Here is a 26,223-nt window from a genome sequence, read left to right on the forward strand (position 1 = left end):
TAGTCACCGCCACTTGTCGTCATATTGCGTCGTTTCGTATCCAAAGTGGTGGTGAAAGAGGTGGCGCTGACGAAGGTACTCAGCTGTCCAGTCGCCTCAAGCGCGGTCGCTGCAGCTCGGTTGCCGAGCGAGATTACTGTGGTCGTGGAACGCTGATAGGACAACTCGATTGGCGGAGCGACATGGTAAGGGTGCGTTGGGAGGACCTTGAGCGGACGCCGTCGTATGAGGACATGGTGTCCGTGCTACTGAGCCGCCTCCATCCTGATGCTGAGCGAATCGACGGCATCGGTGGAGACGGCGGGCGGGATGTGCAACTGCGTGCAGGTGAGCGACTCGACCTGTTCGAGCTGAAATCGTTCACTGGCCGATTAAGCGCTAGGAGCCCTGACCGACGGCGGCAGGTCGAGGAGTCCCTGCGCACTGCCGCCGGGTTGCAGCCTGATAGCTGGAGCCTCGTTGTTCCCATTGATCATAACCCTGACGAGTTGCGGTGGTTCGACGAGCTCAGTGGCCGGTTCCCGTTCGCGCTGTCTTGGCTTGGGCGCACATGGCTTGATGACCAGATGTCCGCCTTCCCAGACATCCCGCGATACTACTTGGATGACGCTCATCACCAGGTGGTCGACCTGCTCCGCGAACTGAATGCGGAACAGAGCGTTCTCGACGGGGGCGTGGCGGACGCAATTGATAGATTTGATCGACTTCGCACTAGACTCAACGAACTCGATCCCCAGTATCAATTTGAGATTGTGGCGGGACCTGCAGAAGCCGCGATGCAGACATTTCCGCGTGCCGAAATGTATTCTCAGATGCTCGGCGCACACGGTCCGGTAACAGTTGCCGTAATTTCTAGATACCGGAACGCTACGCGAGATCGGCCGATTCGGATCAGTGGGAATTTCGTATTCTCTGATTCTGAGGTAGACCAGGAGGCTGCCAGCAGGTTCCGAGATTTCCTGGATTTTGGAGACCCGACGGTTATCGCCGCGGAAAATGTCCAAGAAATGACCGTCGAGGCCCCGGGTGGTCTCGGCGGCGTATTACCTCCTGGTACCGTAAGAGTCGGTCCTGTTGCAGAGGATACACAATTTCTCCTCGAATCTAGGCTGGGTGCCTTGGATGAAGCTGGTTCCCAGCTCGCCTCGTTGCCCATCAGGTTCACTAGGCGTCAAGGCGGCCGGCGAGGGGTGACCATCATGGGAGAGGATTCGACGGGCGTCCTGCAAGTGTCTATCCGTCTGGATGAAACCGAACAAATGGTCACCGTCAATTTCGCGGTTCGACAAGTCGAAGGACTACTTCCAGCCACTCTTCTGCCGGTCCTTCGTCTCGCGTACGCTCTCCGTAGCCCACACAAGACATCCCTTATAGTCGGGGGGCGCGATCTCTGGCGCGAGCCGAGGCAGTTGCCCGATGTTGATTTGGTTTCGAGCGAGTACCTAGAATTCGTCGAGCAGTTGGCTCGAGTGCAAACAGAAACAAATACGCCATTCTCATTACCCGAAGAAATCGCCATGGAAGATGTTTCAGCGCTGCGCCGCCTTGTCCGACTGCTGGATGGCGAGTCCATTGCGGTCCAATCTGAGCCGATTGAATGCATGGTTACTGCTGACGAGCTGCAGCGTTTGCTCGCGGACAACGACCAAGGATTCTTGGGAGTGGAGGCGGTATGCACGCAAGTGCTGATGGGGGAAGAGATTCATCTCGGGCTGTGCAATGTGGTCACTCAGCCTGTCAGGATTGAACGAGTAGAATCGGGGCCGGTCGCATCTGATGGTCGCATCCAGATCCGCCTCGTCCCGGACGCAGGCGCCCGCGCACTTCTTCGGCGCGGCACGCTCATACCCAGTTGACCGACTGAAGCGGCAGCCAAAACTGCCTTTGGTTGAGGCTGAAGTTGCAAGCCTTGTTGCTTCAGCGGGCAAAGGCTCGTGACGGTTACGTGTCAACGGGCGGACAGTCCTCCGCATCGCCCCGATAGCTGCCGACCCTAGGTTCGGCACGGTGGGGGTCAAGGGTCGAGCTTGCTCGATCGCTTGCGACGCCGCAGGCGCCCTTGACGCGTGCCGTGCCGGACCGTCCCTTCAATGATTGCTAGCGGGGCGATGCGAAGCCCAGGGTCAGACGGCGGCCTTCGTCAACCGCGGACAAGCGGCTGGCCGGCCACTTCCGCGAGTAGTGGAACGACAGGGTGTTCGATCGGTGATGGCGAGTTCTGCTGTCTTCGACCCGGCACCCTGTTGGCACGTGCGCGCCAAGCCAAGGGCCGCGCCCAGAACGCAGCGGAGCGGAGTGGCGGGGCAGGCGGCCCGCCCTCCGGTGGCGGCGCGCATTCGGGCCCTGGAGGGGCCCGTCTTGAAGACGTAGAGAAACTTGAAGACGTAGAGAAACTTGTCAGGCAACCAGCCCAGCGGGGAATCGATGGCAGCGGTCACGTCAGGTGCAGGACAGAACGGATAGCCTCGTATGTGTCGGTGACCAGTTGGCGCCGGATTGGATCGACAACGGACGTCTCGGCTCCCATATCAACCACGCGCTGTGCGACAGCCACCTTGTCCGGAGACGACAACCCGGCGTCGACACACCATGCAGTAACGGCCTTCGTTCTCAAATTGCCCGGGAGGTCCTCGGGCGTCATCGTTGATTGGACCGTCTGCCAGCATCGGAGTTCGTCCATGACGGCCGTTACGTAGATCTCAGGATCAATCAGATCCTCAGTTTCATAAGGCAACGCCGCCGATGCATCTTGCAGGACGATGATTCGGTCACTTGCGATTCCGTTATTGATGAGCTTTTCGCGATGACGCAGCCCGCCTTCATCGCCGTCAACAATAAATGCAACTCTTCCGGCCTCCGCATCCAGTCCTGGTACGTGAATAGAAGACACATTGGAAACCCCCGGGGCCACATGGAACGAGAGTTTGCTCGCATCGATTGCATGCCTGAAGAGGGTTGGAAGTACTATCGCATCGGACGGCCCTTCGGCTATCAGGGCGTATCTGGTTGGGGTGAATGCGACAGCAGTTGCCCCCATAGATGCTAACAAAGGTGAAAATCCCGCGCCGTTGCGCCAGAATCCATTTTCGAGTTTGGAGGTCGACGAATCAATAGGGCTGACTGCGCGAACGCCTGTGCCTAGATCGTTAGGAAGGCAGCCAAATGAATGGGTCGTGTAGATTACCTTTGATGTGTACTCCTGCTTGGACAGGACGGCCATCACGTCAGCCTGAGCGTCATAGTGGAGGTGGGTCTCAATCTCGTCGACGAGAAGAATTGGGGACGTCTTCCAGGTTTGCGTGAATGCAAGTAGCGCAGTAAACCAGCGCATGCCGTCACTGCGCTCATCAATCTCAGACAATCCACCATCCTCCGGAGTGGTGGCATGTATGTGCAATGTATCGCGGTGCACTTCGAACTGCACCGCGATCCCCTGTTGATTCCATGCTCCGTCGAACGCAGACAGCAGCGTCTTGTTGGCGGCGTTGCGCCGTGTGCCGACATCAGCCATTCTGCCGTCTTCGATTTCCTTCACCAGGGCAACGAGATCGAGGCCGGCCAAATCGGCGATGTGCTTCAGCGCTTTCGGTGGGTCCGAAGCAACTTCAATTAAGGAATATTCGGAAGCGAGCACGCGGTCATCTTCCGAGAAGTAGATGATCGGTGGTATGTGATCCCGAAGCGTTTTCACGGCCGACCTAGCAGGGCTGGGCTCGCTCTCGACCTCCAGCAGCTTCCGGAGTAGCGATACGATTCGACTCTGATTGGACCTGAATGTCTTCTGCTGCGGTCCCGTAGCGGCCTTTGCGTCGGTGGTGGAAATGGTAAAATTGACGTCTGTCACTGCGTTAGTGAAGCCCGCAATCAACTTGAGATCCTCAGGTCTATAGCTGTCATCATTCTTGCTAAGCAGATTCATGACACGTTCATATGCACTGAATGTGAATGATGCCTGTTCATCTCGATCTGCTATCACATAGGCAGGCTCTTGCTCAATGCGAGCCAATGCTCGCCGCAGCTCATTTCGTTGACTTTTATTTCTCTGCGGCCAGCCAGGCTCGAATCCCCACAGTCGCCGTCCCGTTGAGTCCTTAGCAATGACGATACGTTCTACGTTTTTTACGCCAGGAATCTTGGAAAGCAGAGCCTTATCTTTTTGCTCAAGTTGAAGATGCCATTCCAAGCGCGGTTTTGCTGTCGATCGGCGGGGGAGTTCTGATGGCAGGAAAGGCCTGTCGTCATTGAGATGGGTTAGTGCCTGAAGCAGCGAGCTTTTGCCGGCCTCATTTGGGCCGACGAAGGCAATTAGGTCCCCATGTAGCTTTACTGAGGTTTTGGCGACGAATCGTCGGTAGCCTTCAATGGAAAACGAAACAAGTTTCATGGTGACCTAGCTTTGCGGGTTCGAGAGTTCGAGACTCTGAGTCGGACGGGCACCGCCGCGTTCTACGATGCGGACGGGACATATGGCACATCCGCTGACGCAGTGTGATCGTTACAGGCACTGCGCAACTCCCAGCTCAGGTGTGCTAGAACAGTGGTCGTGGAGCTGCTGCATCGGGGCAAGGTTCGGGATGTGTACAGCGATCGCCCGGGGGAGGTGATCCTGGTTGCGACTGATCGGGTGTCGGTCTATGACGTGGTGCTGCCGACGCCGATCCCTGACAAGGGAAAGTTGCTGACGAGTCTGTCGCTGTGGTGGTTCGAGCAGCTGGCGGATGTGATGCCGAACCACGTCGTCTCGGCTACCGATGTGCCGGCCGAGTTCGAGGGTCGTGCGGTTCGGTGTCAGCAGGTCGACATAGTGCAGGTGGAGTGCATCGCCCGCGGCTATCTGGCCGGCCTTGGCTGGGATGCGTACCGGGAGACCGGCAAGATCTCTGGCGTTGAGATCCCTTCTGGGCTCCGCGAGGGCGACAAGCTTCCGCAGCCGGTGTTCACGCCGACGACGAAGACGGCACCTGAGGATGGGCACGACGAGCCGATGACCTTTGAGGAGGTCTCGGAGGCTGTTGGTCCAGAGCTGGCTAAGACGCTCGAAGAGAAGACGCTCGAGCTCTTCACGAGGGCTACCGAGATCACCAAAGACCGTGGCGTGCACCTGGCGGATACGAAGTTCGAGTTCGGTCTCGCCCAAGACGGAACGCTCATCCTGGCGGACGAGGTTCTGACGTCGGATTCCTCGCGCTACTGGCGGGATGAAGACTGGAAACCTGGGCAGCGGCAGATCTCGTATGACAAGCAGTTCGTCCGCGACTGGGCACGCGACCTGGGCACTTGGGACAAGACGCCACCAGGGCCAGAGATCCCGCCCGAGGTCGTTGCGGAGACTCGGGCTCGCTACGTTGCTATGTACGAACGGATCACCGGGCAGAAGTGGGATTGACGATGGCTACTTGGGACGAGATTCAGCAGGCTCGCCTGAGCGAGGTGCTTGAGTTGCAGAGAGTGCATAGGCGCCTCTTGGCAGCCAAGGAGCAGGGAATTGCGCCCGATCCGGCTGACGCTGAGATCGCTCGCTCGGTTGCCGCGACTGGTTATGGCGGCATCGACAGGATCAACGCGCCGGACGACTACTAGACCATCGCGTCGCCTCGCGCCTATGCTAGCGGTGTTCTAGAACACTGAGCGCGAGAAGTCGAGGTCTGGTCATGCCCCCCAAGCTGGAGCGTCCCGCTCCGCCGTATCAGCAGATCGCCACCGAGATTCGCACCCGGATCTCCAGTGGTGAGTTGCAGGCTGGCGATCTGGTGCCGTCTGTGCGGTCGCTGATGCGTGACTACGGCGTGGCTATCGCTACCGCGCAACGCGCATTGTCCACTCTGCGGGCCGAGGGATACGTCAAACCCGAGCGTGGCGTGGGAAGCATCGTGACGACCGAGGAGGAGCGCGGTCGAGCCGCCAACGATCGTGTAGACAACTCTCGGCGCACCGGCAAGATCTATCCCACCGGGAGCTACGCGAAGATCACTGAGGCTGCGATGATCGAGGCATCAGAGCAGGTTGCCGACGCTCTGGGTCTGAAGCCTGGCGCTCCTGTGATTCGCCGCGTTCGGACGACCTATAGGTCCGACGACAAGCCGGCCTCTGCTTCGACCTCGTACTACCGCGGGCATCTGGCCGAGAAGGCACCGCTGCTCCTGAGTGCCGAGCGAATCAAGGAAGGCACGTTCGCGTATATCGCGAACATTCTCAAGCGCGAGGTCGACGCGTGGCAGGACCAGTTCGAGCCAGCATCGGCTACCGCTGAGCAAGCGGAAAGACTCGGTCTAGATGAGGGTGCTCTCATCATGGTCGGCCGGAACTGGATCTACGACGACACCGGCGAAGTGCTGGAGTACGGCGAAAGCGTCACCTTTGGGCGCGTGACCTATCGGGGCCGACTCGGCGACTCCCCCACCGCGTCTCGCGTTGACACTTAAGCGTCAACAACCAGTTATCAACTAATCGCTCTTGGTGCTTGCCTGCTCGGATTAGGTGTTCTAGTATTCGAACTAGAACACCCGCTCAAGGGGAGCGGGTCGGACGCCTAGAAGGGGCGATTCCTCATGAAGCTGCAGATCGACACCACGGGTAAGACGTTCACGGTCACGAAGGGTGTGGAGGAGAAGAAGGACCAGAACGGCCGGCAGAAGGCTGACCGGAACACCAACGAGCTGCTCTGGTCGGTTCAGGTGATGGCGCTCGACGAGACGGGCGGCGAGGTGATCAACGTGACTCTGGCGGGCAATGCCATGCCGAAGGTCAACGTTGGCGCTGTTGTCGTGCCGGTCGAGCTGGAGGCCATGCCGTGGGCCACCAACGGGCGGAACGGTGTTGCGTACAAGGCGAAGAGCCTGAACGCCGCGTCGGGTTCGGCGAAGTAGTTCTCCACTCGTCCCGTGATTCGTGCACTGCTCAGATAGGGGTAGTCATGTCGCAATCGATGGAAGATCGAACCGTCACAGCGAATCAAGCACGGTCCGAGTACGTGGCCAAGTGCAATGAAATCATCGAGATCGAACTGGTGATCGTCTTCTTCGACAAGGCCATCGCCGACAGCCTGAACCGGGCTGAACCTGTCGTTGCAATCAGCAACGATATCACTGCCGTGTACGCCTCGGAGGCGTTCTGGCAGCTGCTGGACCTGTACCGCGAGGCCACCGATCGTCGCCTCGATCTGTACGCCGCACGCGACTACGCATACGCGGTGTGGAAGTCGGCTTCGAGTGAAGCCTCCGCGGTTGACGCTTACGTGTCAACGTCGGTCAACAACCACTAGAACAACTGCTGGAACCAAGAACGGCCCTCGAAAGGGCCGCTCCCTGGAAACGAGACGCCAAGTCGGGCCTTCGGCCTAGGAAACCTGTCCCGGCTTGGTGTCTTTCCTGACTCAACCCCCTGATCGGGAGGTCTTGTCATGTCCAAATCTACCCGCACGCGCTCGACACGTCGAGCAAGCCGCGGACGCACCGCAACCGGAACCATCGAAACGATCACCCGGCCGTCACAGTCGGCGCCGGTCAAGTTCCTGCTCGCGGTCTGGCGCTGGCGCTGGGAGCTGTTCGTCCTGGCCACGATCGCCTACATCACCATCGCCCACGGCACGGCGATCACCGGCTACTTCCAGTCGAACCCGCTGTGGCTCAACGCCCTGCTGATCATCGTCCTGTCTGGATGGATCATCACTGACAACCCGGTACGCCGGTTCGTCCTGAACCGGATCTGGTGTGTCATCACCCGGCACCGGCTCCGCGCCTGCCTGGTCGAGATGCGGACCCTGAACTACTCAGGGAACCTGCCGTTCATCTTCGGATGCCTGTCCACCAAGACCGGCCAGATCGTCTGGCTATGGATGCGTCCCGGCCTGTCGATGGAAGACCTCGACAACAAAGCCGAAACCATCGCGTCGGCCTGCTGGGCACGCTCAGCAGTCATCGCCCGCTCCAAGCGCAACGCCGCTGTCGTGCGCATCGAGATCAACCGGCGCGACCCGCTGGCCAAGACCCACATCACCTCACCACTGCTCAACGACACCAGCGACATGCCCGAAGCGGCAGTCGCCGACGACGCTGTCATGGCCTTCCTCGCGCCAGACAACGCCCCCGACGAGTCCACCCCGCAACCGCCGGCCAAAACCGGCACCGCTGGTGAGACCCGCACTCGAACATCCAAGACCAAGACCACCGCCGCCGTGAACGACAGCCAGACGGTGATCTTGGGCTCCAACGGAGAAGACGTGTCCGACTATGTCTAGCTTCAAACCGAAATCGGTGTTCCCCCGGCGCACGCCGGGGGTCACCCCCGCACCCAAGGGTGCGCTGTCCATCTACGACCCGGTCTATCTGGGTCTCGACACACGCGGCAGACGAGTCCGCGTGACTCTGATGTATCGCAACATCCTCATCGGCGGCGAACCCGGCGCGGGGAAGTCCGTTGCCCAAGGCAATATCGTCGCCCACGCCGCACTGTGCACCGATGTGGATCTCATCCTCATCGACGGCAAGATCGTTGAACTGCTGCCGTACGCACCGGTCGCGAAAGAGTTCGTCGGCAACGACATGACCAAAGGCCTGCGTGTCCTGCGTGGCCTCCAGACCGACCTGGACGAGCGCTATCTACACCTGGCCCGCACGGGCCGCAAGAAGATCGTCCCCGGCGACGGCTTCCGCGCCAAGCTTTTGTGCATCGACGAGCTGGCCTACTTCACCGTCACCGTAGGCACCAAGGACCAGCAAGAAGAGTTCCGCACCCTGGTGCGGGACATCGTCGCCCGTGGCCGCGCTGCGGGCATCATCACGATCGCATCCACACAGCGCCCGAGCGCTGACATCGTCCCGACCTCACTGCGGGACCTCTTCGGCTACCGGCTCGCATTCCGGTGCGCCACCGATTCCAGCTCGGACATCATCCTCGGCACCGGCTGGGCCTCCCAAGGCCACACCGCCGTGGACATCGAACCCGAAGCCCTCGGCGTCGGACTGCTCCGCGCCGAAGGCGGATTCCCGCGCCGCCTCAAAACGGCGCTTCTCGAAGACCACCACGTCAACCAGATCGTTCGCCGCGCCGCTCATCTCCGGAGGGCCGCATGATCACCGTCAAACCCGTCCCCGCTGACGCCTTCACCACCGTCCGCGACACCAACGGCAACACCGGCTGGCTCCACGACTGCGGAGCCTTCGTCTACTCACCCAACCAACCCCACCGCTGCGGCGTGTGCTGGTCCGCACTCCGCACCGGCCAAGCCCACAACGGCTCCTGGCAACGCGCCTCACGACACCGGCCCGGCACCCACCCCCGAACAGATCAAGGCCGGCCGCCGCGGTGACCGCAGCGGCTCGCACGGCCTGGCCGCCGTACCGAACTCAACCGCTGGAGGCCAGCGATGACCACCCTGTCCATCAACCTGCTCGACAGGCTCGACCAGCTGGGCGCGATCACCTGGCCGATGATCGCCGCCGGCGTCGCGGGCGTGCTCCTGCTCGGTGCAGTCTTCACCGGGCTGATCTTCACCGGACGGCGCACGGCTCGCGGCGTTGCCGCGGCGTTTGAGGCCGGGCGGCTGACGACCAGGCGCGTGCTGATCGTGGTGGCGGTCGTCGCCGCGCTCGGCGTTGCCGGGATCGGCGGTGCCCGCTCCTTCGAGGCCGTGTCGGACAAGTTCGACAGCCCGTTGGTGCCGTTGGTTGCCGACGGCATGATCGTGGCCTGCACCGCCCTCCGGCTCGCCGCGTTGACGCGCGGGTGGCGGATTCCGGGCGCGCCGGTCACGACGTACGTGTTCATCGGCGGCACCGTCTGGCTCAACATCGACACCGCCACCGGGATCGCCGATGCGGTCGCGCACGCGCTCGCTCCGCTGGCCTACGCCGTACTGGTCGAGATGCTCGCGCACCTGCTGCGGCTCCACCTGCGACTCGCGCAGCCCGCGAAGCCGCGGCTGTCTGCGCTGACTTGGATCACCTCCCCGGTGATCACGACCCGCGTGTGGCTGCACCTGTCGCGGACCGGCGGTCAGCACGACGCAGACCCGGCCGCCGCGCGGGCGCTGGTCCAGCAGGTCGTCCGGATGGCGTCGCGGCTCGCGACGTTGTGCCCCAGCCAAAAACTGTGGCCCTTCGATGCGGCCAGGGCCGCCCGGACAGCCGCGTTGCAGACGATTCGCGACGGCCTGCTGTCGGCCGGCGAACTGGCCGCGCTGCTTCCGGCCACCGGACGGCTCACACCGGGTGAGCTGCTCGCGCTGGTTGACTCCGCCGCGCTCGGGCTGACCGCGACGAGCACACCGGACGAGACCGGCGCGACCCCCGACCTGCCTGCCCGTGGCGAGCAGGCGAGTTCACAGCTGTGGCTGCTCGCCTACCTGCTCGGTGCACTCCGCACCGGTGCACCAGCCACCATCACGCCCGGTGCACCGGTGCACCACCCGGGCCGCACCGCACCGACGATGCCGACTGCACCGGTGCACGACAGCATCTCTGGCGGTACGAGCGCACCGGTGCACGAACCGCACCGCACCGCCAGCCGCACCGAACCGACCCCCGGGTCGCACTCCTCGGCCAGCGACGAGCGCACCGACGACGAACTGCTAGCGGTGGTGCGCCACCACTCCGCGACCGAGCACAACGGCGGACCGATGAGTCAGCGTGCCATCCGCCGCGCTACCGGTGTCGGCACCGCCCGCGCCAAGCGTCTCGCCGAACTCGCCGGGTGGGCCGATCCCACTGGCTCCGGGACGGGCGACCGCGATCCCGCGACGCCGCAGATCCACGGTCAGCTCCAGCTCGTCACCGAGGCCGGTGAAACCGACCCCGACAACAACAAGGCGATCACCACCGAGACCACCAGCAGCCGCGAACTCGAATCGAGCAGCAGCCGATGAACAAGCCCAAGAGCAACCGAGCTACCAACAGTCACCAATCAACCAGCACCTCAGCAACCATCGCCCCAGAATCCGTCCGAGCAACAGCCAGCAGCAAAGGCCACAGACCAAAGATTGATGATGCACACCTATGCATCACGATCAAGTGGAGCCGTCGCTCCGCTTCGCGTCGCAGGCGGTGCGCGGGCTTCGCCCTGCGTGCCAGCGCAGGGCGCGGCCGGGCCGGAGCCTGCGGAGGTGCCCCGTGCTGAGCGTGCACAGCGGCCACCGCGCCGACTACCTGACCGGCGCTGTCGCGGCCGGGCGGGAGAACTACTACACCGGGGCGGTCGCGGCCGGCGAGCCTCCCGGGCGCTGGTTCGGCAAGGGCGCCGAACCGCTCGGCCTGCACGGCGAGGTCGACACCCAGGACATGACCGCGCTGTACGAGCGGTTCATTGACCCGCGCGATGACGCGTTCCGGGACCCGGCGCGGTGGGACGAGGCCGAGACCCTCGGCCACACCGGCCGGGCCTACAAGAGCGAGGAGCAGGTGTACGCCGAGGCACTGGCCAAGGAGCCCGGTGCGGACGCGGAGCGCCGTGCCGAGCTGCGTGCACTGGCGGGCAAGTCGGTGCGCAAGAACGTCGCGTTCCATGACGCGACGTTCTCGGTGCAGAAGTCGGTGACGGTGCTGCATACCGCGTTCGAGGCGCAGGAGGTGCAGGCGCTCGGTGCGGTCGAGTCGGCCCGTGGTGCACTGGCCGAGGCGCACCGCACCGGTGACCGGGAAGCGGTGCACCGGTGCACGCAGGCGGTGCACCGGGCCGAGACCGAGGCCGCGTCGTGGGGGCAGTACCGCCAAGCGGTCGAGGACGCGATCTGGGCGGGCAACAACGCCGCGTTGACCTACTTGCAGGACAAGGCCGGTTACACCCGTATCGGTCACTGGGGCGGCGCGGCTGGGCGGTGGGACGACGCGCACGATTGGACGATCGCGTCGTTCTTCCAGCACGACTCCCGCGACCACGACCCGCAGCTGCACATCCACAACGCGATCCTGAACCGGGTTCAGGGGTCCGACGGCAAGTGGCGCACCGTCGACGGTGAGGCGCTGCACCGCTACCAGCCCGCGGCCGGCGCGGTTGGTGAGCGGGTGATGGAGCACCACTTGTCGAAGGCACTGGGTGTCCGGTTCGAGATGCGTCCGGACGGCAAGTCGCGTGAGGTGGTCGGCATCGACCAGGCCGTGATGGATCTGTTCTCCTCGCGTCGCAAGGCGATCACGAAGAAGACCGCTGTCCTGGTCCGCGAGTTCGAGACGCAGTTCGGTCGTGAGCCGAACAACCTCGAGCTGGCCCGGTTGCAGCAGACCGCCACGCTCGCTACCCGTAAGGCCAAGTCCCACGACGGCGAGACCGTCGCCGAACGGCTCCAGCGGTGGGACCAGCAACTGCGCGCCGAGGTCCGCGGGGGACTCGGGAAGGTGGCGCAGACCGTCCTCGAGACCACCGGCCAGCCGCCGCAAGCGCACACGTTCAACGAGGCCAAGGTGCTGGACATGGCGCTGGCCGAGGTGCAGGGCAAACAGGCCGAGTGGGAGGCGCCCGACCTGACCCGCGAGATCAGCAACGCGCTGCCCGACGATCTGGGCGACCGGACACCGGAGCAGATCGGTGAGCTGCTCGACCAGCTCACCGAGCACGGTCTGCGCAAGGCGGTCGTGCTGGCCGCCGAGCGGCCCGGCGAATCGATCCTGCCCCGCGAGCTGCGCCTGGCCAACGGGACCTCGGCGTACCGGGCACCCGGCGGCACCCGCTACGCCACCGGCGACCACCTCAAGGCCGAGCGCCAGCTCGCCCGTGCCGGCTACGCCCGCGGTGCCGCGCTGATGCAACCACATTTGGCCGAGGCGTTCTGCGGCCAGCTCGCCACGGCAGGTCTCAAGCTCGGTGCCGACCAAGAGGCGGCCGTGCGGGGCATCCTCACCTCCGGCGCGAAGGTGGAGACTCTCATCGGCCCGGCCGGCACCGGCAAATCCCGCGTCATCGGCGCCCTGGCCAAGGCCTGGGAAGACCCCGCGCTCTGGTTCGGCAAGCAGCACCGCATGATCGGGCTCGCGGCTTCCCAGGTCGCGGCCGAGGTCATGGCCGCTGACGGTGTCACTGCCCGTAACATCAGCCGGTGGCTGATGACGCAGCAGCGCATCGCCGACGGTTCCGCCAGCCGCGAGGAACTGGCTTGGCAACTGCGCGACGGCGACCTGGTCGTCGTGGACGAGTCCGCGATGGCCGCAACGGGTGATCTGGCCGTCATCAACCGTCTGTGCGATGAGGCCGGGGCCAAGTTGTTGCTGGTCGGTGACCATCGCCAGCTTGCCGCGGTGGGCGCGGCCGGCGGGATGGAATTGGTTGCCTCCGGCGCCCTCACGCACGAGCTGACCGAGACCCGCAGATTCCATGCCGGTTGGGAGGGCCCGGCGTCGCTGCGGCTGCGGGCCGGTGACCAGAGCGTGCTGGCCGAGTACCACAAGCAGGGCCGCATCCTGGACGGCGGAACCATCGAGCGCGCCCAGCGCACCGCCGCCGACGCGTGGCTGGCCGATCACCTGGACGGTCTGCACTCGCTGCTGATCGTGGACACCAACGACCAGGCCGCCCAGGTCAGCGCCCAGCTGCGCGCCAAACTCGTGGAATACGGCCGCGTCGACGACACCACCACCGCGTTCCTTGCCGCACAGGGCACTCACGCGGGCGCCGGTGACCTGATCCAGACTCGCCGCAACGACTGGCGGCTCGCCAGCTACAAGGACAACCGGCGGGCGGTGTTCAACCGCGACGAGTTCGAGGTGATCGAGACCCGCTCCGACGGTGGTCTGATCGTCGCGCCGCTGGAGCGCGGCACCCGGCGCCGGGTCCCCGGGGAAACGCTGGAGTTGCCCGCGAGCTATGTGCGCGAGCAAGTCGCACTCGGGTACGCAACCACCGTCCACTCCTCGCAGGGACTGACGGTGGACACGGTCCACTCGGTGACCACGCAGAACACCTCGCTGTATGCGCTGTATGTGGCGATGACCCGGGGCCGGGTAGCGAACACGACCCACGTCGTCACCCAAGCGATCGCGGCCTCAGCCGAGATCGGCGAGACCAAATCGGCGGCGAAGCGGTCACCGCTGGCCGTGCTCGGCGCCGCGTTCGACCTCGACCAGCCGCAGATCTCCGCGTTGCAGGCCCAGGCCGAAGCGGCCGCCGAAGCAGGCCACCTCCGCACACCGGCCGAACTGCTCACCGACGGCATCTCGGTCGCCACCGCCGGCCGCTGCGCGCAGTGGCTCGACGAGCTGACCGAGCAAGGCCTGCTGACCGACAAGCAGCGAACGAAACTCGCCGCGGAGGACGGCGCCGGCACCCTGGCCACCCTGCTGCGGCGCGCCGAGCTGGCCGGGCACGACCCGCGCCAGGTGCTCGCCGACGCGGTCACGGCGCGGACGCTGACCGGCGCGCGCCGACTGACGTACGTCTTGCACGACCGCATCACCAAGACCACCCGGCTCGACCCGGTCGGAGACACCCACACCGCGTGGCTGCCGCGCCTCGAGGACCCGGCCTGGTCGAGCTACCTGCATCAGCTCGCCGCCGAAGCCGACCACCGCGCCACCACCATGGCCGAACAACTCGCCAACGACCCGCCAGCGTGGGCCGTCGAGGCGTTCGGCCACTTCGCGGCCGACCCCGAGAGCCGCGCCGAATGGGTCCAGCGGGCCGCCGTGGTCGTCGCCCACCGCGAACTCGCCGGCGTCACCGACGATGCCGCCGCGCTCGGACCGGCGCCGAAGCCTGGCCAGGTCGAGGCGTACGCATCATGGCGCGCCGCGTGGCGCGCCCTCGGCCGCCCCGAGACCGACCGCGCGGAGGCCGAGATGTCCAACGGCCAGCTCCGTGTCCGGGTCCGCGCCTACGACCGCGAACAGGCCTGGTCGCCGCCATCGGTTGCCGAAGAACTCGCGGGAACCCGGCAACAGGCCGACGAGCAGCGGCGCACAGCGACCCTGCGTGCCGTCGAGGCCGACGCCAGCAGCGACGCGGAGACCGCGGCACGGTTGCGCCGAGAAGCAGGCGAGGCGAAGGCTCTCGCGCAGGCTCTCGATGCCCGGGCGGCGGAATTGGCGATCGTCGACCAGGCCCGCGCCGAGTGGTACGCCCACACCGCCGCCACCCGCGAAGCAGCACGCCGCGCCGCCGACGAACTCAACGACCGCGGCATCAACAACACCGACGAAGGCACCACCCCCGACGAATGGCTCGCCGCACACCGCGCCAGCGATCAAGCCGACGACCAGCACCGGCCCGTCACCGACGAACACGAACTGGCCGACATCGCGCAGCAGCGCGACGCCGACACGATCGAAGCCGTGCCCGGCGCCGAATTCGTGGAGGCCCAACTGGTCAACGACCAGCTACCCAGTAAGGCCGCGACACGCGACGTAGCCGCCGACGAGATCCCCGACGCGGACATCGTTGCCGACGACAACACCAGCTCCGACGACGCGACGACCGCAGTCTGGGTGGCCGCCGACGACCAGACCGTGCACGAAGAGCAGGCTCCGGTTGACATTCGCGAGATCGCGGCCGGCGAGGAGGGGGTCAGCGAGTCCGACGCACCTCGGGTGCCGTCTGCCGATGAGACCGCGGAGGCGGTCCGGCGGGCGCAACGGGCACTGATCGAGATTCAGCACCGCCGCGAAGCCGAGGAACGGTTCGCCGCCGCCGAAGCCGAAGCCCGCGACGAGGAACTCGCCCGGTGGCACGCCGACGACATCAGTTTTGAGCGTCGCGAGGCGGCAGCGAAGGCATCCGAGTCCGCGAGCGAGGACAGCGGACCGGTTCTGGAGCTGGGCAGCTACGACGGCGAATAGCCGCGCGTAGTCCGAGGTTCTCCCGCCCCTGGCGGGCGGGAGAACACCCCGGCCTCCGGCCGGGTAAATCCCTTCTCTGGCTGGGGTTGGCGGGCGGCTACCAGACCGGCCCCCTCCACCCGAACCGGTCGCGGAAGTTCTCGCCTGCTGGACGGCGGCGCTCGCTGCGCTCGCTTATTTCCTTGTCCATCAACCGAGAACTTCCGCAACCGCTTCGCGCGGAGCCTCTAGCCGGTCCGGTAGGCGGCAGTAGCCGGCAGGCCCCAAAGGACGGGGCTGCCGCCACACAAGCCCACCAACGGGCGAAACGGACCAGTCGCAAGGAGACCACCGTGACGAACCAGACCTACCTCCTCACCCCACCGACCACCGCACCGACTTCCGCAGGCAGCGATCTCGCGTGGCCCGACCACCGGGACGTGACCCCGGCGCCGCAGCCGATCCGCAACGGCCAGGTCGTCAGCGTGTGCGCGTGCGGCCAAAGCTTCATCGGCATCGACCCCGACCACGCCGACTGGCAGCTGATCGACCACATCGACAACGCCCTGAAGACCGCCAACTAAACCGACCGGCTCGGGGAGCGTCGTGGTGACGGACCACGCACCCACGGCGCTCCCCGCACCACCCAGAGAGGAGCTGAACCGATGACGTTGACGATTACTGATCTGTTCTGCGGTGCCGGTGGATCCAGCACCGGCGCCGTGCAGGTGCCGGGCGTGACGGTGCGGATGGCCGCGAATCACTGGAAGCTGGCCGTGGAGACGCACAACAGCAACCACCCGGCGACCGACCACGACTGCGCGGACCTGTCCCAGGTCGACCCGTCCCGCTACCCGCGCACGGACGTGTTGTGGGCGTCGCCGGAGTGCACGAACCATTCCCAGGCCAAGGGCAAGAAGCGGAACGTAGACGCGATGCCGGACCTGTTCGGCGACACCCTGCCGGACGAGGCGGCTGAGCGGTCGCGGGCGACGATGTGGGACGTGGTCCGGTTCGCCGAGCACCACAGGTACGCCGCGATCGTGGTGGAGAACGTGGTCGATGCCGCGCTGTGGGTGCTGTGGCCGGCCTGGCGCTCCGGGCTCGACGCGCTCGGCTACTGCACCCACGTGGTCTATCTCAACAGCATGCACGCCCAGGCCAGCGGGCTCCCGGCGCCGCAATCCCGCGACCGGCTCTACGTCGTGGCCCACCAGCGCACGACGACCTGTCCGGACCTGAACCGGTGGACCCGCCCGTCGGCGTACTGCGCTGGATGTGACCAGGTGGTGCGGGCGATGCAGGCGTGGAAGAAGCCCGAGCGGACCTGGGGCCGGTACCGGGCGCAGTACGTGTGGCGCTGCCCGAACGTTGCCTGCCGCAACCAGACCGTGGAACCGGGGTGGCTCCCGGCCGCGGCGGCGATCGACTGGAGCCTGGTGGGGGAGCGGATCGGGGACCGGGCGAGGCCGCTGGCCGACAAGACCATGCAGCGGATCCGCGCCGGGCTCGCCCGCTACGTGCGGCCGGAGTTGCTGGTGCCGGTCGAGGGCCGCGACGGCAAGACCGCCGCCCCGATCGCCGAGCCGATGCGGACCATGACCACCCGGAACGAGACCGGACTGCTGGTTCCTGCCGGTGGGACGTGGAACGAGACCGCGACGCCGTTGAGTGAGGTGATGCGGACGAGGACCACGCGGGAGTCGGAGGCGCTGGTGGTGCCGCTGCGCAACAACAACACGACCAAGCAGGTGTCGGAGCCGTTCGACACGTTCGCGGCAGCGGGCAACCACCACGCGCTGCTGATGCCCTACTACGGCAACGCCACCACCCGGACCACGGCTGAGCCGCACGGGACGTTCACCACCCGGGATCGGTACGCGCTGATCATGCGGAACAACGGATCGCGCTACATCGGCGCCGAGATGTGCACCCCAGCCAGCCAGACGCTGCGCACCCTCACCACCGCCGGGCACCAGTCGCTGCTGGAGCCGCAGACGGTGGCGGTGGAGGACTGCCTGTTCCGGATGCTGGAGCCGCACGAGGTCGCTGCCGGGATGGCGTTCACGCCCGGGTATGTGGTGCTGGGCAACAAACGCGAGAAGGTCCGTCAGCTCGGCAACGCCGTCACCCCACCGGCTGCGCGCGACCTGATCGCCGCCGTGGCCGAATCCCTCGGCCACGACCTCAGCGACCTGAACGCCGCCTGACCGGGCCGCAGTCGGCCGGACCTCGCCGCAGGTCCGGCCCCTCGGCCACCCGGCCACTGACACGCAACCGTCAACCATCCAAGGAGAATCGATGATGCAGGCAGTACCCCAGAACCCCGGCGACTCGCACCTGACCGGACCACTGCCACCGGAGCCCATCACCGCGCAGCCAGTCGAGTTCCGAAGTGACTCTGCCAATGGCGGCAACGCGGCAAGCGACACACCGAGCACCATCACGCTCACGATCAGAACGACTGGTACACCTGCTCGCGACCTGCCGTTCGGCATGGCCTACGACGTAGGCCTCGTGCTGAAAGCCTACGGATTGAACGTGCTGGACGAGTCATTGAAGGGTCACGGGATGGTCGCGGTCCAACTGGCCCTCGTGAAAGTGATTCAGGCGATCCCGGACGAACTGGGCGGGCGCCAAGACGAGGTACACGACGGCATCCGAGGCCAGGTGGACCGGTGACGATCAAGGTCCGGCTGTCCGGAGAACCCGACGAAATCGAGGAACTGGTCGCGCACCTGTGCGAAGGATTCGAGGTGGCCGGCGGGGATCGCGCCTACCCGAACCGGGGATCCTTGGGCGTCCGCGTCTACCTCGAAGTCCGCCCCCGCGGAGACCAGCCGCCTAAGCGACGCGTGCCCGGTGAGCGTGTGAACCCGAGCCACGAGGAGATCGAACCGTGAGCACCTCAACGGATCCGAGGGCGAGGATCAAGCGGCCTGGGGCTCGAGGTACGGGACCCGACCGTCTCGGGAGGGCCGCGCACTGGCACGCCGCCCGGGGACTGGCCGTGTTCCCCCTCCGACCAGGCTCCAAGACCCCAGCGATCGAGGACTGGCCACACCAAGCCACCACCGACGCCGAGCAGATCACGCGCTGGTGGCGCGAAGCCCCGTACAACATCGGCATCGCCACCGGTCCGTCCGGGCTGCTGGTGATCGACCTGGACCAGCCCAAAGACGGCGAAGTGGTTCCAGAGCCATGGGACTCCCGCGGTGCGACATGCGGGCGCGACGTGCTCGACCAACTCGCCGCCAACGCCGGCCACATGATGCCCCGGACCTGGACCGTCAGCACCCCCAGCCGGGGACAACACCTGTACTACCGCCAACCCGACGGCACGGAACTCGGCAACACTGCCGGACGACTTGGCTGGAAGATCGACACTCGAGGAAACGGCGGGTATGTCGTCGGCGCCGGATCGGTCCTCCACGGGCAGCGGTACCGGGCCGACGTGATCCGCCGCCCCGCGACCCTCCCTGACTGGATCGCCACCGCCCTCACCCCGCAGCCAGACCTCACACCGAGGGACGCGCCCGACCGAAGGAACGCGAGCGCCTACACGCTCGCCGCGCTCACCAGGGAACTCGACAAGGTCCTCGCAGCCACACCAGGACACCGCAACGACACCCTCAACCGCGCCGCCTTCGCACTCGGCCAACTCGTCGGCGCCCACCTCCTAGACGAAGCAACCATCCGCGACGAACTCGTCTCCGCGGCCGCACGCATCGGCCTACCCCGCCACGAAGCCGACCGCACCATCACCTCAGGACTCGACGCCGGCGAACGACACCCCCGCCAACGCAACGCATAGACCTGCCCAGGCCGCAAAAGGGGCCTCAGGAACGCCACCCAATGGCTCTCCTGAGGCCCTGCTCGATGCGCTTTTGGTCAGCTCGCGTGCGCTTGCTCAACCTGGATTGGCGGTACCCCCGAGCGTCGCCACATCCAGGCGAACGTCGCGGCGACCCCTTCGACATAACCCGGCCGATCCGGCCACTCCCACCGCCCGACCAGCCGCTCGGCGTGCATCGTCTCTTCCTCGATGAGCTCCTCGATGACCCACGCACTTTTCAGGGTCAGCGGCGTCTTGGCCATCTCACCGTTGCGACCGTCGATCGGGCCGTCGTACGGAATCCACGCGCTGGCGATCCACCGGCACGCCGCGAGCACCCCGACCAGGTACCAATCGACCTGGTCTTCACCACGCAACGCATCGCCGCGCTGCTCCGCCTGCCACCACAGATGAGCGAACTCCGTCACCTTCACGCCACGCAGGTGTTCCCGTCGGATTCGGTCGAAATCCCGGCCCATCAGCTTCATGCCACAACACGATCCCACAGGCCGCCGACAATTTCCCCGGGCCCCCGCCAACGGGCCAGTCGAGAGGCAGGCAATCCACCCTTCCGCAATCTGTAGAACATAAGTAGTGGGTATCTGCTTTAGTGCAGTGATGATTGGACCTCGGTCAGTCAATGCCGTCGACGATGCGGAAGTCGCGTTCGACGCCGTGGGAGAGGGCGACCAGCGCGTCCTGGTAGGCCGTACTCTCCTGCGCCGCGACGGCCTGCTCGAGGGTGTCGAACTCGACCAGAACAGCGCTCTCGGCGATCCCGGCGTCATGCGCCAGGACCCGACTGCCACGGGCGAGGATCCGACCGCCCGCGGCCTCGACGGCCGGACCGGCCAGCTTGTTGTAAGCGGCCAGCTCTCAGGGTCTGAAATGCTGCGCCAGACGCTGACCCGTAGCCCTTCGGCATGGAACCGTCCGGCTCCCTGACCGTCGCGTCGCATGGCTCGACCAGAACGACATCCGCCAAGCCAGCCACAGCGATGGCGCCGCTCATGCCGACGGGTCGTCGTAGCGTCCGGGCAGCTGCGCCAACCGGTGATAACCCTGGTCGGCGGGCCACGGGGCCGCCAGGCCTTCTACGTCTCGGACTGGAACGACTGGCGGCCTGCCGCGAAGCGTATCCATGTAACGCCAAGTGACCGCCGCTCGATGTAGCGGCAAGGGGAGGAACACAAATCATGCGGTTGCTCGCAACCATCATCGCCGCTGTCCTGCTGCTGGCAGGCTGCGGTACCGACGATAAGCAGACTGCGGAAAGCACGCCGGCACCGACGTCGCCGGCAGGTCCGCCGACAGCGGAGAAGTACCAGACCGTAGAAGCACTCAAGGACGCCGCCGTGGGCTTCGGACTCTCGTGCCCGTCGTGGGTGCAGGACAACGCTGTGCAGGCTGCCGCCGAGTCGGGTACATGCTCCGACGACTCGGTCCTGTCGACCTATGCCACCGATGCGGACCTGCAGTTCGCGCTCGAGAACCTGCAGGGCATGAACGAGATGGCGAAGGAGAACAACGTCCCGGTCGATCCCCAGCTGATCGGGCCGAACTGGATCATCAATGCGCCAGGGGCTGACAAGCTCGCCGGCAAGCTGGGCGGAACAGTCGAACGCTAAGCCGAGATGCAAGAGGTGCAACGATGGAAGACCGAACCGCCGAAGACCGAGAGCGGGAACGCGCTGAGCTCTTCAAGCAAATCCTGGAGGAGCGCAACGAGTTGCTCCGCGAGAAGATGGAGCGGCGAACCTTGGTCAGTTGGCTATTCGGGGACAAAGGTCACCGGACCGAGGGGTTTGTGACAGTCGCGTTCGTGTTGTTCCTCGTCGGCGGCTTCATCTACTACGCGTTCTTCGCGGGATAGGCATTGATCCATGACAGCCAACGCGCCCACCAAGGTCCCTGAGCAGATGGGCGCTCCTTCGTGCTGTGGACAACTTCTGTGGCCGATCGAGCGAAGGCGGCAGACTGATGCATGTCGCCAGCCCGCGACCCGAAAGTCCCCCCCGGAAGCCTGCACCCGCACAGCGTCGAGGTGTTCGGACCTCCAGTCGGTAGGCAGGTCCGGGCTGGCTACACCTCAGCGGATCCGCGTTGCAACCTCGAGGGCGAGCGCTTCGTGGCGTGTCTGAGCGAGCCGGTCCTTGGGCCACGGGATCTGGAAACTGTCGCCGTTTCGCAGCTGCACCTGCCAACGCGTCAGGCACTCGGCATCCCCGTAGGACTGGAGGCTGAGCAGCCGGCACCCAGCCACCTCGCCGAGCGGAACCAGCTCGCCGTAGACCGTCGGCGCCGCGGACCCTGAATCGAAGTCGTCGAGGAACCACTCCCCGCCAGGCCTACTGGCCGATACCCGGACCAGCACGTCACCGGCGATCCCCGTGCACTCCCAGCTCGCGACCGTTTCCACACTCCCCATCGTGGGTTTGCCGAAGTCGTAGACGGCGACTGCATGCGAAACCATCGCGTCTCCGATCAGCACCGTCAGCGCCTGGACCACGTCCCGCGGCGGCTCCGCGCCGCCGTCCCGAAACTGCTCCAGGACCACGGTCGTCCTGTCCATGTCCAGCTTCATTCGATCCCCCTCTGTGCAGCCCTTTCAGATGCAGAACGTAGCAGGCTCAACAGACAGCCCCGACGACGACTGAACGCTGTCAACAGCTTCTCTGCACCAACGAGCGTGCGTGCGAATCCTTGGGTCGAGATCGCCAAGGGCGGCATAGAACAGGTGGACTCGCTTGTGGACGCAGTTCTTGTCGGGGGGAAGGTAAGGGGGCGACAAGTTGATCTGGCCCTCGGTGGGACGCCGCCTCGGCGGCGAGATTTCGTCCGCTTGTCATACGGTCGAGACGCAACGGCGATCGATGCGCAGCTGCATTTATCAATCCGCGATTCTTGCACAGACGCTGTACACGATCTCATATAGTTCCTTCATGACACCGGATAGTCCGTCAGCGATGTCGTCCCGTGAAGTTGGAGAGCAGAAGGCCCTCTGGCGTGGGCAGGCTAGTTCGATTCCGGGTCTCCTGGGTGGTAAGGCGGTGTGGTTGCCGCTGGTCCTCGAACTCGTCAAACAGGTCGGCGAGGGACGCGCCTTCGACCTCGACATGAGGCCTGAGTTGTCGTTCGATGCCGGGGGCGTTCAGCCTCGGTCGGTCGGCGCGTCTCCGAAGGCAGAGCCTGCAACTTGGCGCGAATATAACGGCTTCCTTCGAGCTCTCAGACTCGTCGAGAACAACGGAGGCGAACTACGCCTCGCCGCGGCGGGGTCAGAGCTTCGATCTGATCCGACGCCCGAACGCCTTGCGGTGATCCTGGCCGATCGTATTCGGCTTTTCGCAGAGGTCCTGGCCGTGATCGCAGAGGAACCGCTCACGATCGACGATGTCGATGAGCGTATTCGATCGCGTTACAAGTTGTCGTGGCGGACCAACGGTGGCACCCGCAGTCGAACGGACTGGCAGGAGGTGCTTGGCCTGATCGAACCTGCGGGCAATCGACGATGGCAGATCGCGCCGGCGGGACGCTCGTTGCTTGCGGGTCGCATGATCGTGACGCCTGAGGCATTTGACGGCGAGGATGAGCGCGCGGTCAATATTCCGAATCCCCCTGCTGAGATCGCGGCGCTGCTCGATGAATTGTCGACATCAACCCGCCCGCACGAGGCGCGCAGCACCTACAACATCTGGGTTCCGAGTCCTCCATCGAATCCCAACAAGGTTGAGAATCTCAGGACCATCATAAATGCTGCATCAGAAAGGATCGAGCGAGCAGAATTGTTCTCGTTCGTCGTTCAGACGTTCGGCCTTAAGCCCAGCAGTGTCGAGTCCATGCTACCGTTCATGCGTGCCTCAGGGATTCTGATTGAGGTTGGCCGGGGCGTGTTTGAGGCCACGCCTGCGGCACGAGCTTGGGTTGAGTCAGGGGACGACCTGAACTTCATACGGATCCTCCACGCGAACATGCGGTTCGTTGGTGAAATGATCCGTGCTGTCGAGCGCGATGTCACACGGAATGAGATGTATGCGGAAGCCGCGCTGTTCGGGCTCAACACAGAAAAGAGCCGTTGGATCGCTAGTTTCCTCCTGAACACCGAGTTGATCGAGGAGTCGCGATACGGGAGTCTGCGAGCGACGGCACTTGGAACTGCGCTCGTGACCGAACTGCCGCTTGCGGAAGCGCCGCCTACCTTTGCGAAGGTCAGCGATCACGTCGGAGTTGCTCGGCGAACGACCGAGGTTCCATCAGTCGGGCTGAGTGACGAACTGACCCGACTCTCTCGAGAACCGCTCGCGCGAGGCCAGGCTTCGGGTCGAGCATTCGAGAATGCTGTACGCGACGTCTTTCTCGCTATGGGATTCGAGGCACGTCTGATTAGCGGGTCTGGTGATACCGACGTCCTCATTACCTGGTGTGATGTTGACGGTACGCGAACAACGGCAATCATCGAAGCAAAGGCGCGATCGAGCGGCCATGTCACCCACGCCGACGTCAGCGATGTGGCGATCGAGACGCACAAGCACCGCCATCATGCAAGTCTCGTGGCGATCGTGGGTCCCTCTTTCAGTGGTGACACTATCAAGAATATGGCTTCGCAGAAGGAATGGGTCCTCCTGGATGCCGAGCGATTGGGGACGCTCTCTGAGTCATCGATTGCCCTGGGCCTTCGACCATACGAAGTTGGGCGTCTATTCCTCGCGCCTAACGGACTCTCTCAACTCGACGACCTGATCGCGGCGCGTGAAAGAGAGTTGAATATCGTGTCGTTTGTGCTTGCCAAACTCGCTGAGGAGATGCGCGAAACCGGAGAGGCGCTTTCTGCCCGAGATATATATAGGGATGGACGTAAGACCGAACTGGCGCCGAGCGTCGAAGAGATCGTAGTTGCGATTGAAACGATGTCGCAGTTGCAGATTGACGCGTTACGGATGGTCGACGCGGCGGACGATCCGAGATTCGCGACCTACGTTCTCGGTGAAGCCTCGGCAGCGACACGCCGGCTTCGCGCGCTCGCGGATGCGATCGAACGTCGGGATAGTGATTCCTATGTCTGAACTGACAATTTGTGGCGTATCGGTCGAGGAGCGGCACTAGCTGACGATAACGGTAGAACTCGAGCGTCGACCTCTCACCCTGGGCGATGAGAGTTGTAACCTCGTCAGCCTCGTCCGTCACGGTGGTCACCGCAGAGCCAATGCGCGCGGCGTGTGTTGACAGAGACAGAGATGCGCAACGCGCTGTCCGGCGCCGGTTAGATCCGGGGCCCCGAGAAGTGGGTGCCGGAGGGAGTGTCTAGTGCCCCGCGTCTCAGGTCCTCTGACGGTTGGCTTTCTTGAGGATCTGGTCGCCGGGCTACTTCTTCGCAGTGATGCGATTGCCGCGTTGCATCGCGACTACCAGCTGCCGGTCAGGCAACGTCTCTGCGATTGGGGCCGGGAAGTACTAAGCGCCCACCTGCGAGGCAGCAAGCAGCCTCAGACGCCGGCGTTTCTCCGGGAGTACGAAGACGCCATCACCGAGTCAGAGGAGATGCTGGCATCCATTGAGGCAGAGACTGCCACCGAGATCGAGCCTGGGCGGGACGAGCCCGACGCCTAGTTGCATTCCGCCGCGCCGCTCAGAGGATGGCAACCACCGTGCACGCGGCGCAAGAATGAGCGCGGTCTTGGTCGCCTACGTCGTGAGGTCAGAAGGATGCCAACCTGGCTAGAGGTCGCAGGAACCCTGGGAGTGGCGGTTGTGGGTGGCATCGTCGCGCCGTACGTCACCAACAGCCGCGATCGACGGGCAGCCCGCGCCAAATTGCTCGAGGCGATCGGCGTAGTGAGCGAACAGCGGTGGAACGAGATTGATCACTACGCATCCTTCAGGCGATCCGCGACCACGCTTCAGTCGACAGCCCTCATCGCGCGTGCACCCCGCTGGGCAGTGGACGACTACATACAAGCTGCGATCAGGTCTAGGCGGGGGTTTCGGTCGTTGGGTCACGATGAAAACGGCCCGATCCTGACCGGCGATGATGAGCTGGAGGCCGAGGTTCGGCGAGCGCTGGACACCCTGACGTACGTGATCTGGCACCCGACGTTGGGCAGGCTGCGACGTTACATCTGGCACCATCCCAGACCCAGACCTTGACGGCCCCAGATCCGAGCCACTGCTGTGGCATTCGTGCTCGGTGCGCGCAGCAGTCTGCCCCCAACAGGTCCACACGAACCGCCATCGGACAACCTCGGAGCCCATCCTTCACGCTGCGCCCAGGAGCTAACCGTCTGTTGCTCGCTCCTACGGATCAGAAGGCAGACGCTCCGCGCGCCTGGTCGCCGGTCCCGGCGTGAGCAGTGTCTTGGGGTGGCCGAGATGCATGGCATGACTCGTGGCACCAAACGACGGATACGCATGGGGATTCTCGCGCTCGCTGGGGATGGCCGTGTTGCTGAAAACGCCGGTAGAGAGCGGATGCGACGGTGTAGGTCTTCCTCGTAATGAGAAGGTCGTCGGTTCGATTCCGACATGCGGCTCGTCGACTACGCTGTCGGCCAATTCCACACCCGGGCCTTACCCCCGGTTCGTGGACACGGGTGGTGGATTACGCCGCTGACGGGAGCGTAGCGGGGTAGAGGGCTTCGTAGGTGTTCGGGGACAGGT

General features: G+C 64.7%; 24 protein-coding genes and 1 tRNA gene. 20 read left to right on the forward strand and 5 right to left on the reverse strand.

Annotated elements, in window-relative coordinates:
- Positions 1 to 236 precede the first annotated feature (236 nt).
- Positions 237 to 1,856, forward strand: coding sequence for a hypothetical protein (locus tag ACGFIF_RS43585; RefSeq protein WP_393163693.1), 1,620 nt, complete (start codon positions 237 to 239; stop codon positions 1,854 to 1,856).
- 578 nt (positions 1,857 to 2,434) lie between these two features.
- On the opposite strand, the gene ACGFIF_RS43590 is transcribed toward ACGFIF_RS43585, so the two are convergent.
- Positions 2,435 to 4,384: an AAA family ATPase gene (locus ACGFIF_RS43590; protein ID WP_393163695.1), complete on the reverse strand. Its 1,950-nt coding sequence runs from the start codon at positions 4,382 to 4,384 to the stop codon at positions 2,435 to 2,437.
- 159 nt (positions 4,385 to 4,543) lie between these two features.
- Here ACGFIF_RS43590 and ACGFIF_RS43595 point away from each other — a divergent pair, with 159 nt between their 5' ends.
- The 15 genes from ACGFIF_RS43595 to ACGFIF_RS43665 all read left to right on the forward strand — a co-directional run bounded on the left by ACGFIF_RS43595 (position 4,544) and on the right by ACGFIF_RS43665 (position 19,548).
- Positions 4,544 to 5,386 carry a phosphoribosylaminoimidazolesuccinocarboxamide synthase gene (locus ACGFIF_RS43595; protein WP_393163697.1) on the forward strand — a complete coding sequence of 281 codons (843 nt, stop codon included), beginning with the start codon at positions 4,544 to 4,546 and terminating at the stop codon, positions 5,384 to 5,386.
- Between the two features lie 2 nt (positions 5,387 to 5,388).
- Positions 5,389 to 5,580, forward strand: a complete 192-nt coding sequence (locus tag ACGFIF_RS43600; protein WP_393163699.1) for a hypothetical protein — start codon at positions 5,389 to 5,391, stop codon at positions 5,578 to 5,580.
- 71 nt (positions 5,581 to 5,651) lie between these two features.
- Positions 5,652 to 6,422: a GntR family transcriptional regulator gene (locus ACGFIF_RS43605; RefSeq protein ID WP_393163701.1), complete on the forward strand. Its 771-nt coding sequence runs from the start codon at positions 5,652 to 5,654 to the stop codon at positions 6,420 to 6,422.
- A gap of 126 nt (positions 6,423 to 6,548) precedes the next feature.
- Entirely contained in the window at positions 6,549 to 6,866 is a 318-nt protein-coding gene (locus ACGFIF_RS43610; protein WP_393163703.1) for a hypothetical protein, read from the forward strand.
- Positions 6,867 to 6,913: 47 nt separating this feature from the next.
- Entirely contained in the window at positions 6,914 to 7,261 is a 348-nt protein-coding gene (locus ACGFIF_RS43615; RefSeq protein ID WP_393163705.1) for a hypothetical protein, read from the forward strand.
- 138 nt (positions 7,262 to 7,399) lie between these two features.
- Positions 7,400 to 8,236, forward strand: a complete 837-nt coding sequence (locus ACGFIF_RS43620; RefSeq protein WP_393163707.1) for a hypothetical protein — start codon at positions 7,400 to 7,402, stop codon at positions 8,234 to 8,236.
- Positions 8,229 to 9,071 carry an FtsK/SpoIIIE domain-containing protein gene (locus ACGFIF_RS43625; protein ID WP_393163710.1) on the forward strand — a complete coding sequence of 281 codons (843 nt, stop codon included), beginning with the start codon at positions 8,229 to 8,231 and terminating at the stop codon, positions 9,069 to 9,071. Before ACGFIF_RS43620 ends, ACGFIF_RS43625 begins: the two co-directional genes overlap by 8 nt.
- Positions 9,068 to 9,307 carry a hypothetical protein gene (locus tag ACGFIF_RS43630; RefSeq protein ID WP_393163712.1) on the forward strand — a complete coding sequence of 80 codons (240 nt, stop codon included), beginning with the start codon at positions 9,068 to 9,070 and terminating at the stop codon, positions 9,305 to 9,307. The genes ACGFIF_RS43625 and ACGFIF_RS43630 overlap by 4 nt, the downstream gene beginning before the upstream one ends.
- A gap of 57 nt (positions 9,308 to 9,364) precedes the next feature.
- Positions 9,365 to 10,861 carry a DUF2637 domain-containing protein gene (locus ACGFIF_RS43635; RefSeq protein WP_393163714.1) on the forward strand — a complete coding sequence of 499 codons (1,497 nt, stop codon included), beginning with the start codon at positions 9,365 to 9,367 and terminating at the stop codon, positions 10,859 to 10,861.
- 244 nt (positions 10,862 to 11,105) lie between these two features.
- Positions 11,106 to 15,755 (forward strand): MobF family relaxase, encoded by a 4,650-nt coding sequence (mobF, locus tag ACGFIF_RS43640; RefSeq protein WP_393163716.1) that lies wholly within the window; start codon positions 11,106 to 11,108, stop codon positions 15,753 to 15,755.
- Positions 15,756 to 16,087: 332 nt separating this feature from the next.
- A complete protein-coding gene (locus ACGFIF_RS43645; protein WP_393163718.1) occupies positions 16,088 to 16,318 on the forward strand; it encodes a hypothetical protein in 231 nt (76 codons plus the stop codon).
- A gap of 81 nt (positions 16,319 to 16,399) precedes the next feature.
- Positions 16,400 to 17,944, forward strand: coding sequence for a DNA cytosine methyltransferase (locus ACGFIF_RS43650; RefSeq protein ID WP_393163720.1), 1,545 nt, complete (start codon positions 16,400 to 16,402; stop codon positions 17,942 to 17,944).
- A 91-nt stretch (positions 17,945 to 18,035) separates the two neighbouring features.
- Positions 18,036 to 18,416 carry a hypothetical protein gene (locus tag ACGFIF_RS43655; protein ID WP_393163722.1) on the forward strand — a complete coding sequence of 127 codons (381 nt, stop codon included), beginning with the start codon at positions 18,036 to 18,038 and terminating at the stop codon, positions 18,414 to 18,416.
- Complete coding sequence (locus ACGFIF_RS43660) at positions 18,413 to 18,637, forward strand: hypothetical protein (RefSeq protein ID WP_393163724.1); 225 nt, start codon at positions 18,413 to 18,415, stop codon at positions 18,635 to 18,637. Before ACGFIF_RS43655 ends, ACGFIF_RS43660 begins: the two co-directional genes overlap by 4 nt.
- Positions 18,634 to 19,548: a bifunctional DNA primase/polymerase gene (locus ACGFIF_RS43665; RefSeq protein ID WP_393163726.1), complete on the forward strand. Its 915-nt coding sequence runs from the start codon at positions 18,634 to 18,636 to the stop codon at positions 19,546 to 19,548. Before ACGFIF_RS43660 ends, ACGFIF_RS43665 begins: the two co-directional genes overlap by 4 nt.
- 77 nt (positions 19,549 to 19,625) lie before the next feature.
- Here the strand turns inward: ACGFIF_RS43665 and ACGFIF_RS43670 are convergent, their stop codons facing one another.
- Together ACGFIF_RS43670 and ACGFIF_RS43675 are read right to left on the reverse strand one after the other, a co-directional pair.
- The gene (locus tag ACGFIF_RS43670; protein WP_393163728.1) at positions 19,626 to 20,057 is read right to left on the reverse strand and encodes a hypothetical protein; all 432 of its coding nucleotides are present in this window, start codon (positions 20,055 to 20,057) and stop codon (positions 19,626 to 19,628) included.
- Positions 20,058 to 20,202: 145 nt separating this feature from the next.
- Positions 20,203 to 20,442, reverse strand: coding sequence for a DUF1330 domain-containing protein (locus ACGFIF_RS43675; RefSeq protein ID WP_393163742.1), 240 nt, complete (start codon positions 20,440 to 20,442; stop codon positions 20,203 to 20,205).
- Between the two features lie 323 nt (positions 20,443 to 20,765).
- On the opposite strand from ACGFIF_RS43675, the gene ACGFIF_RS43680 reads away from it, so the two are divergent.
- Both ACGFIF_RS43680 and ACGFIF_RS43685 read left to right on the forward strand, forming a co-directional pair.
- Entirely contained in the window at positions 20,766 to 21,197 is a 432-nt protein-coding gene (locus ACGFIF_RS43680) for a hypothetical protein (RefSeq protein WP_393163730.1), read from the forward strand.
- Between the two features lie 23 nt (positions 21,198 to 21,220).
- Positions 21,221 to 21,442: a hypothetical protein gene (locus ACGFIF_RS43685; RefSeq protein WP_393163732.1), complete on the forward strand. Its 222-nt coding sequence runs from the start codon at positions 21,221 to 21,223 to the stop codon at positions 21,440 to 21,442.
- Between the two features lie 216 nt (positions 21,443 to 21,658).
- Here ACGFIF_RS43685 and ACGFIF_RS43690 read toward each other — a convergent pair whose 3' ends face one another.
- On the reverse strand, positions 21,659 to 22,141 hold the full coding sequence (locus tag ACGFIF_RS43690) for a hypothetical protein (RefSeq protein WP_393163734.1): 483 nt from the start codon (positions 22,139 to 22,141) through the stop codon (positions 21,659 to 21,661).
- A 370-nt stretch (positions 22,142 to 22,511) separates the two neighbouring features.
- Here ACGFIF_RS43690 and ACGFIF_RS43695 point away from each other — a divergent pair, with 370 nt between their 5' ends.
- On the forward strand, positions 22,512 to 24,632 hold the full coding sequence (locus ACGFIF_RS43695) for a restriction endonuclease (RefSeq protein ID WP_393163736.1): 2,121 nt from the start codon (positions 22,512 to 22,514) through the stop codon (positions 24,630 to 24,632).
- Positions 24,633 to 25,284: 652 nt separating this feature from the next.
- Here the strand turns inward: ACGFIF_RS43695 and ACGFIF_RS43700 are convergent.
- Positions 25,285 to 25,434 (reverse strand): hypothetical protein, encoded by a 150-nt coding sequence (locus ACGFIF_RS43700; protein ID WP_393163738.1) that lies wholly within the window; start codon positions 25,432 to 25,434, stop codon positions 25,285 to 25,287.
- 568 nt (positions 25,435 to 26,002) lie between these two features.
- Between ACGFIF_RS43700 and ACGFIF_RS43705 the strand changes: the two genes are divergently transcribed.
- A tRNA-Thr gene (locus ACGFIF_RS43705) sits at positions 26,003 to 26,096 on the forward strand.
- Positions 26,097 to 26,223: the final 127 nt, after the last annotated feature.

The organism is Kribbella sp. NPDC049174 (genome assembly GCF_043197365.1).
Classification (GTDB): domain Bacteria; phylum Actinomycetota; class Actinomycetes; order Propionibacteriales; family Kribbellaceae; genus Kribbella.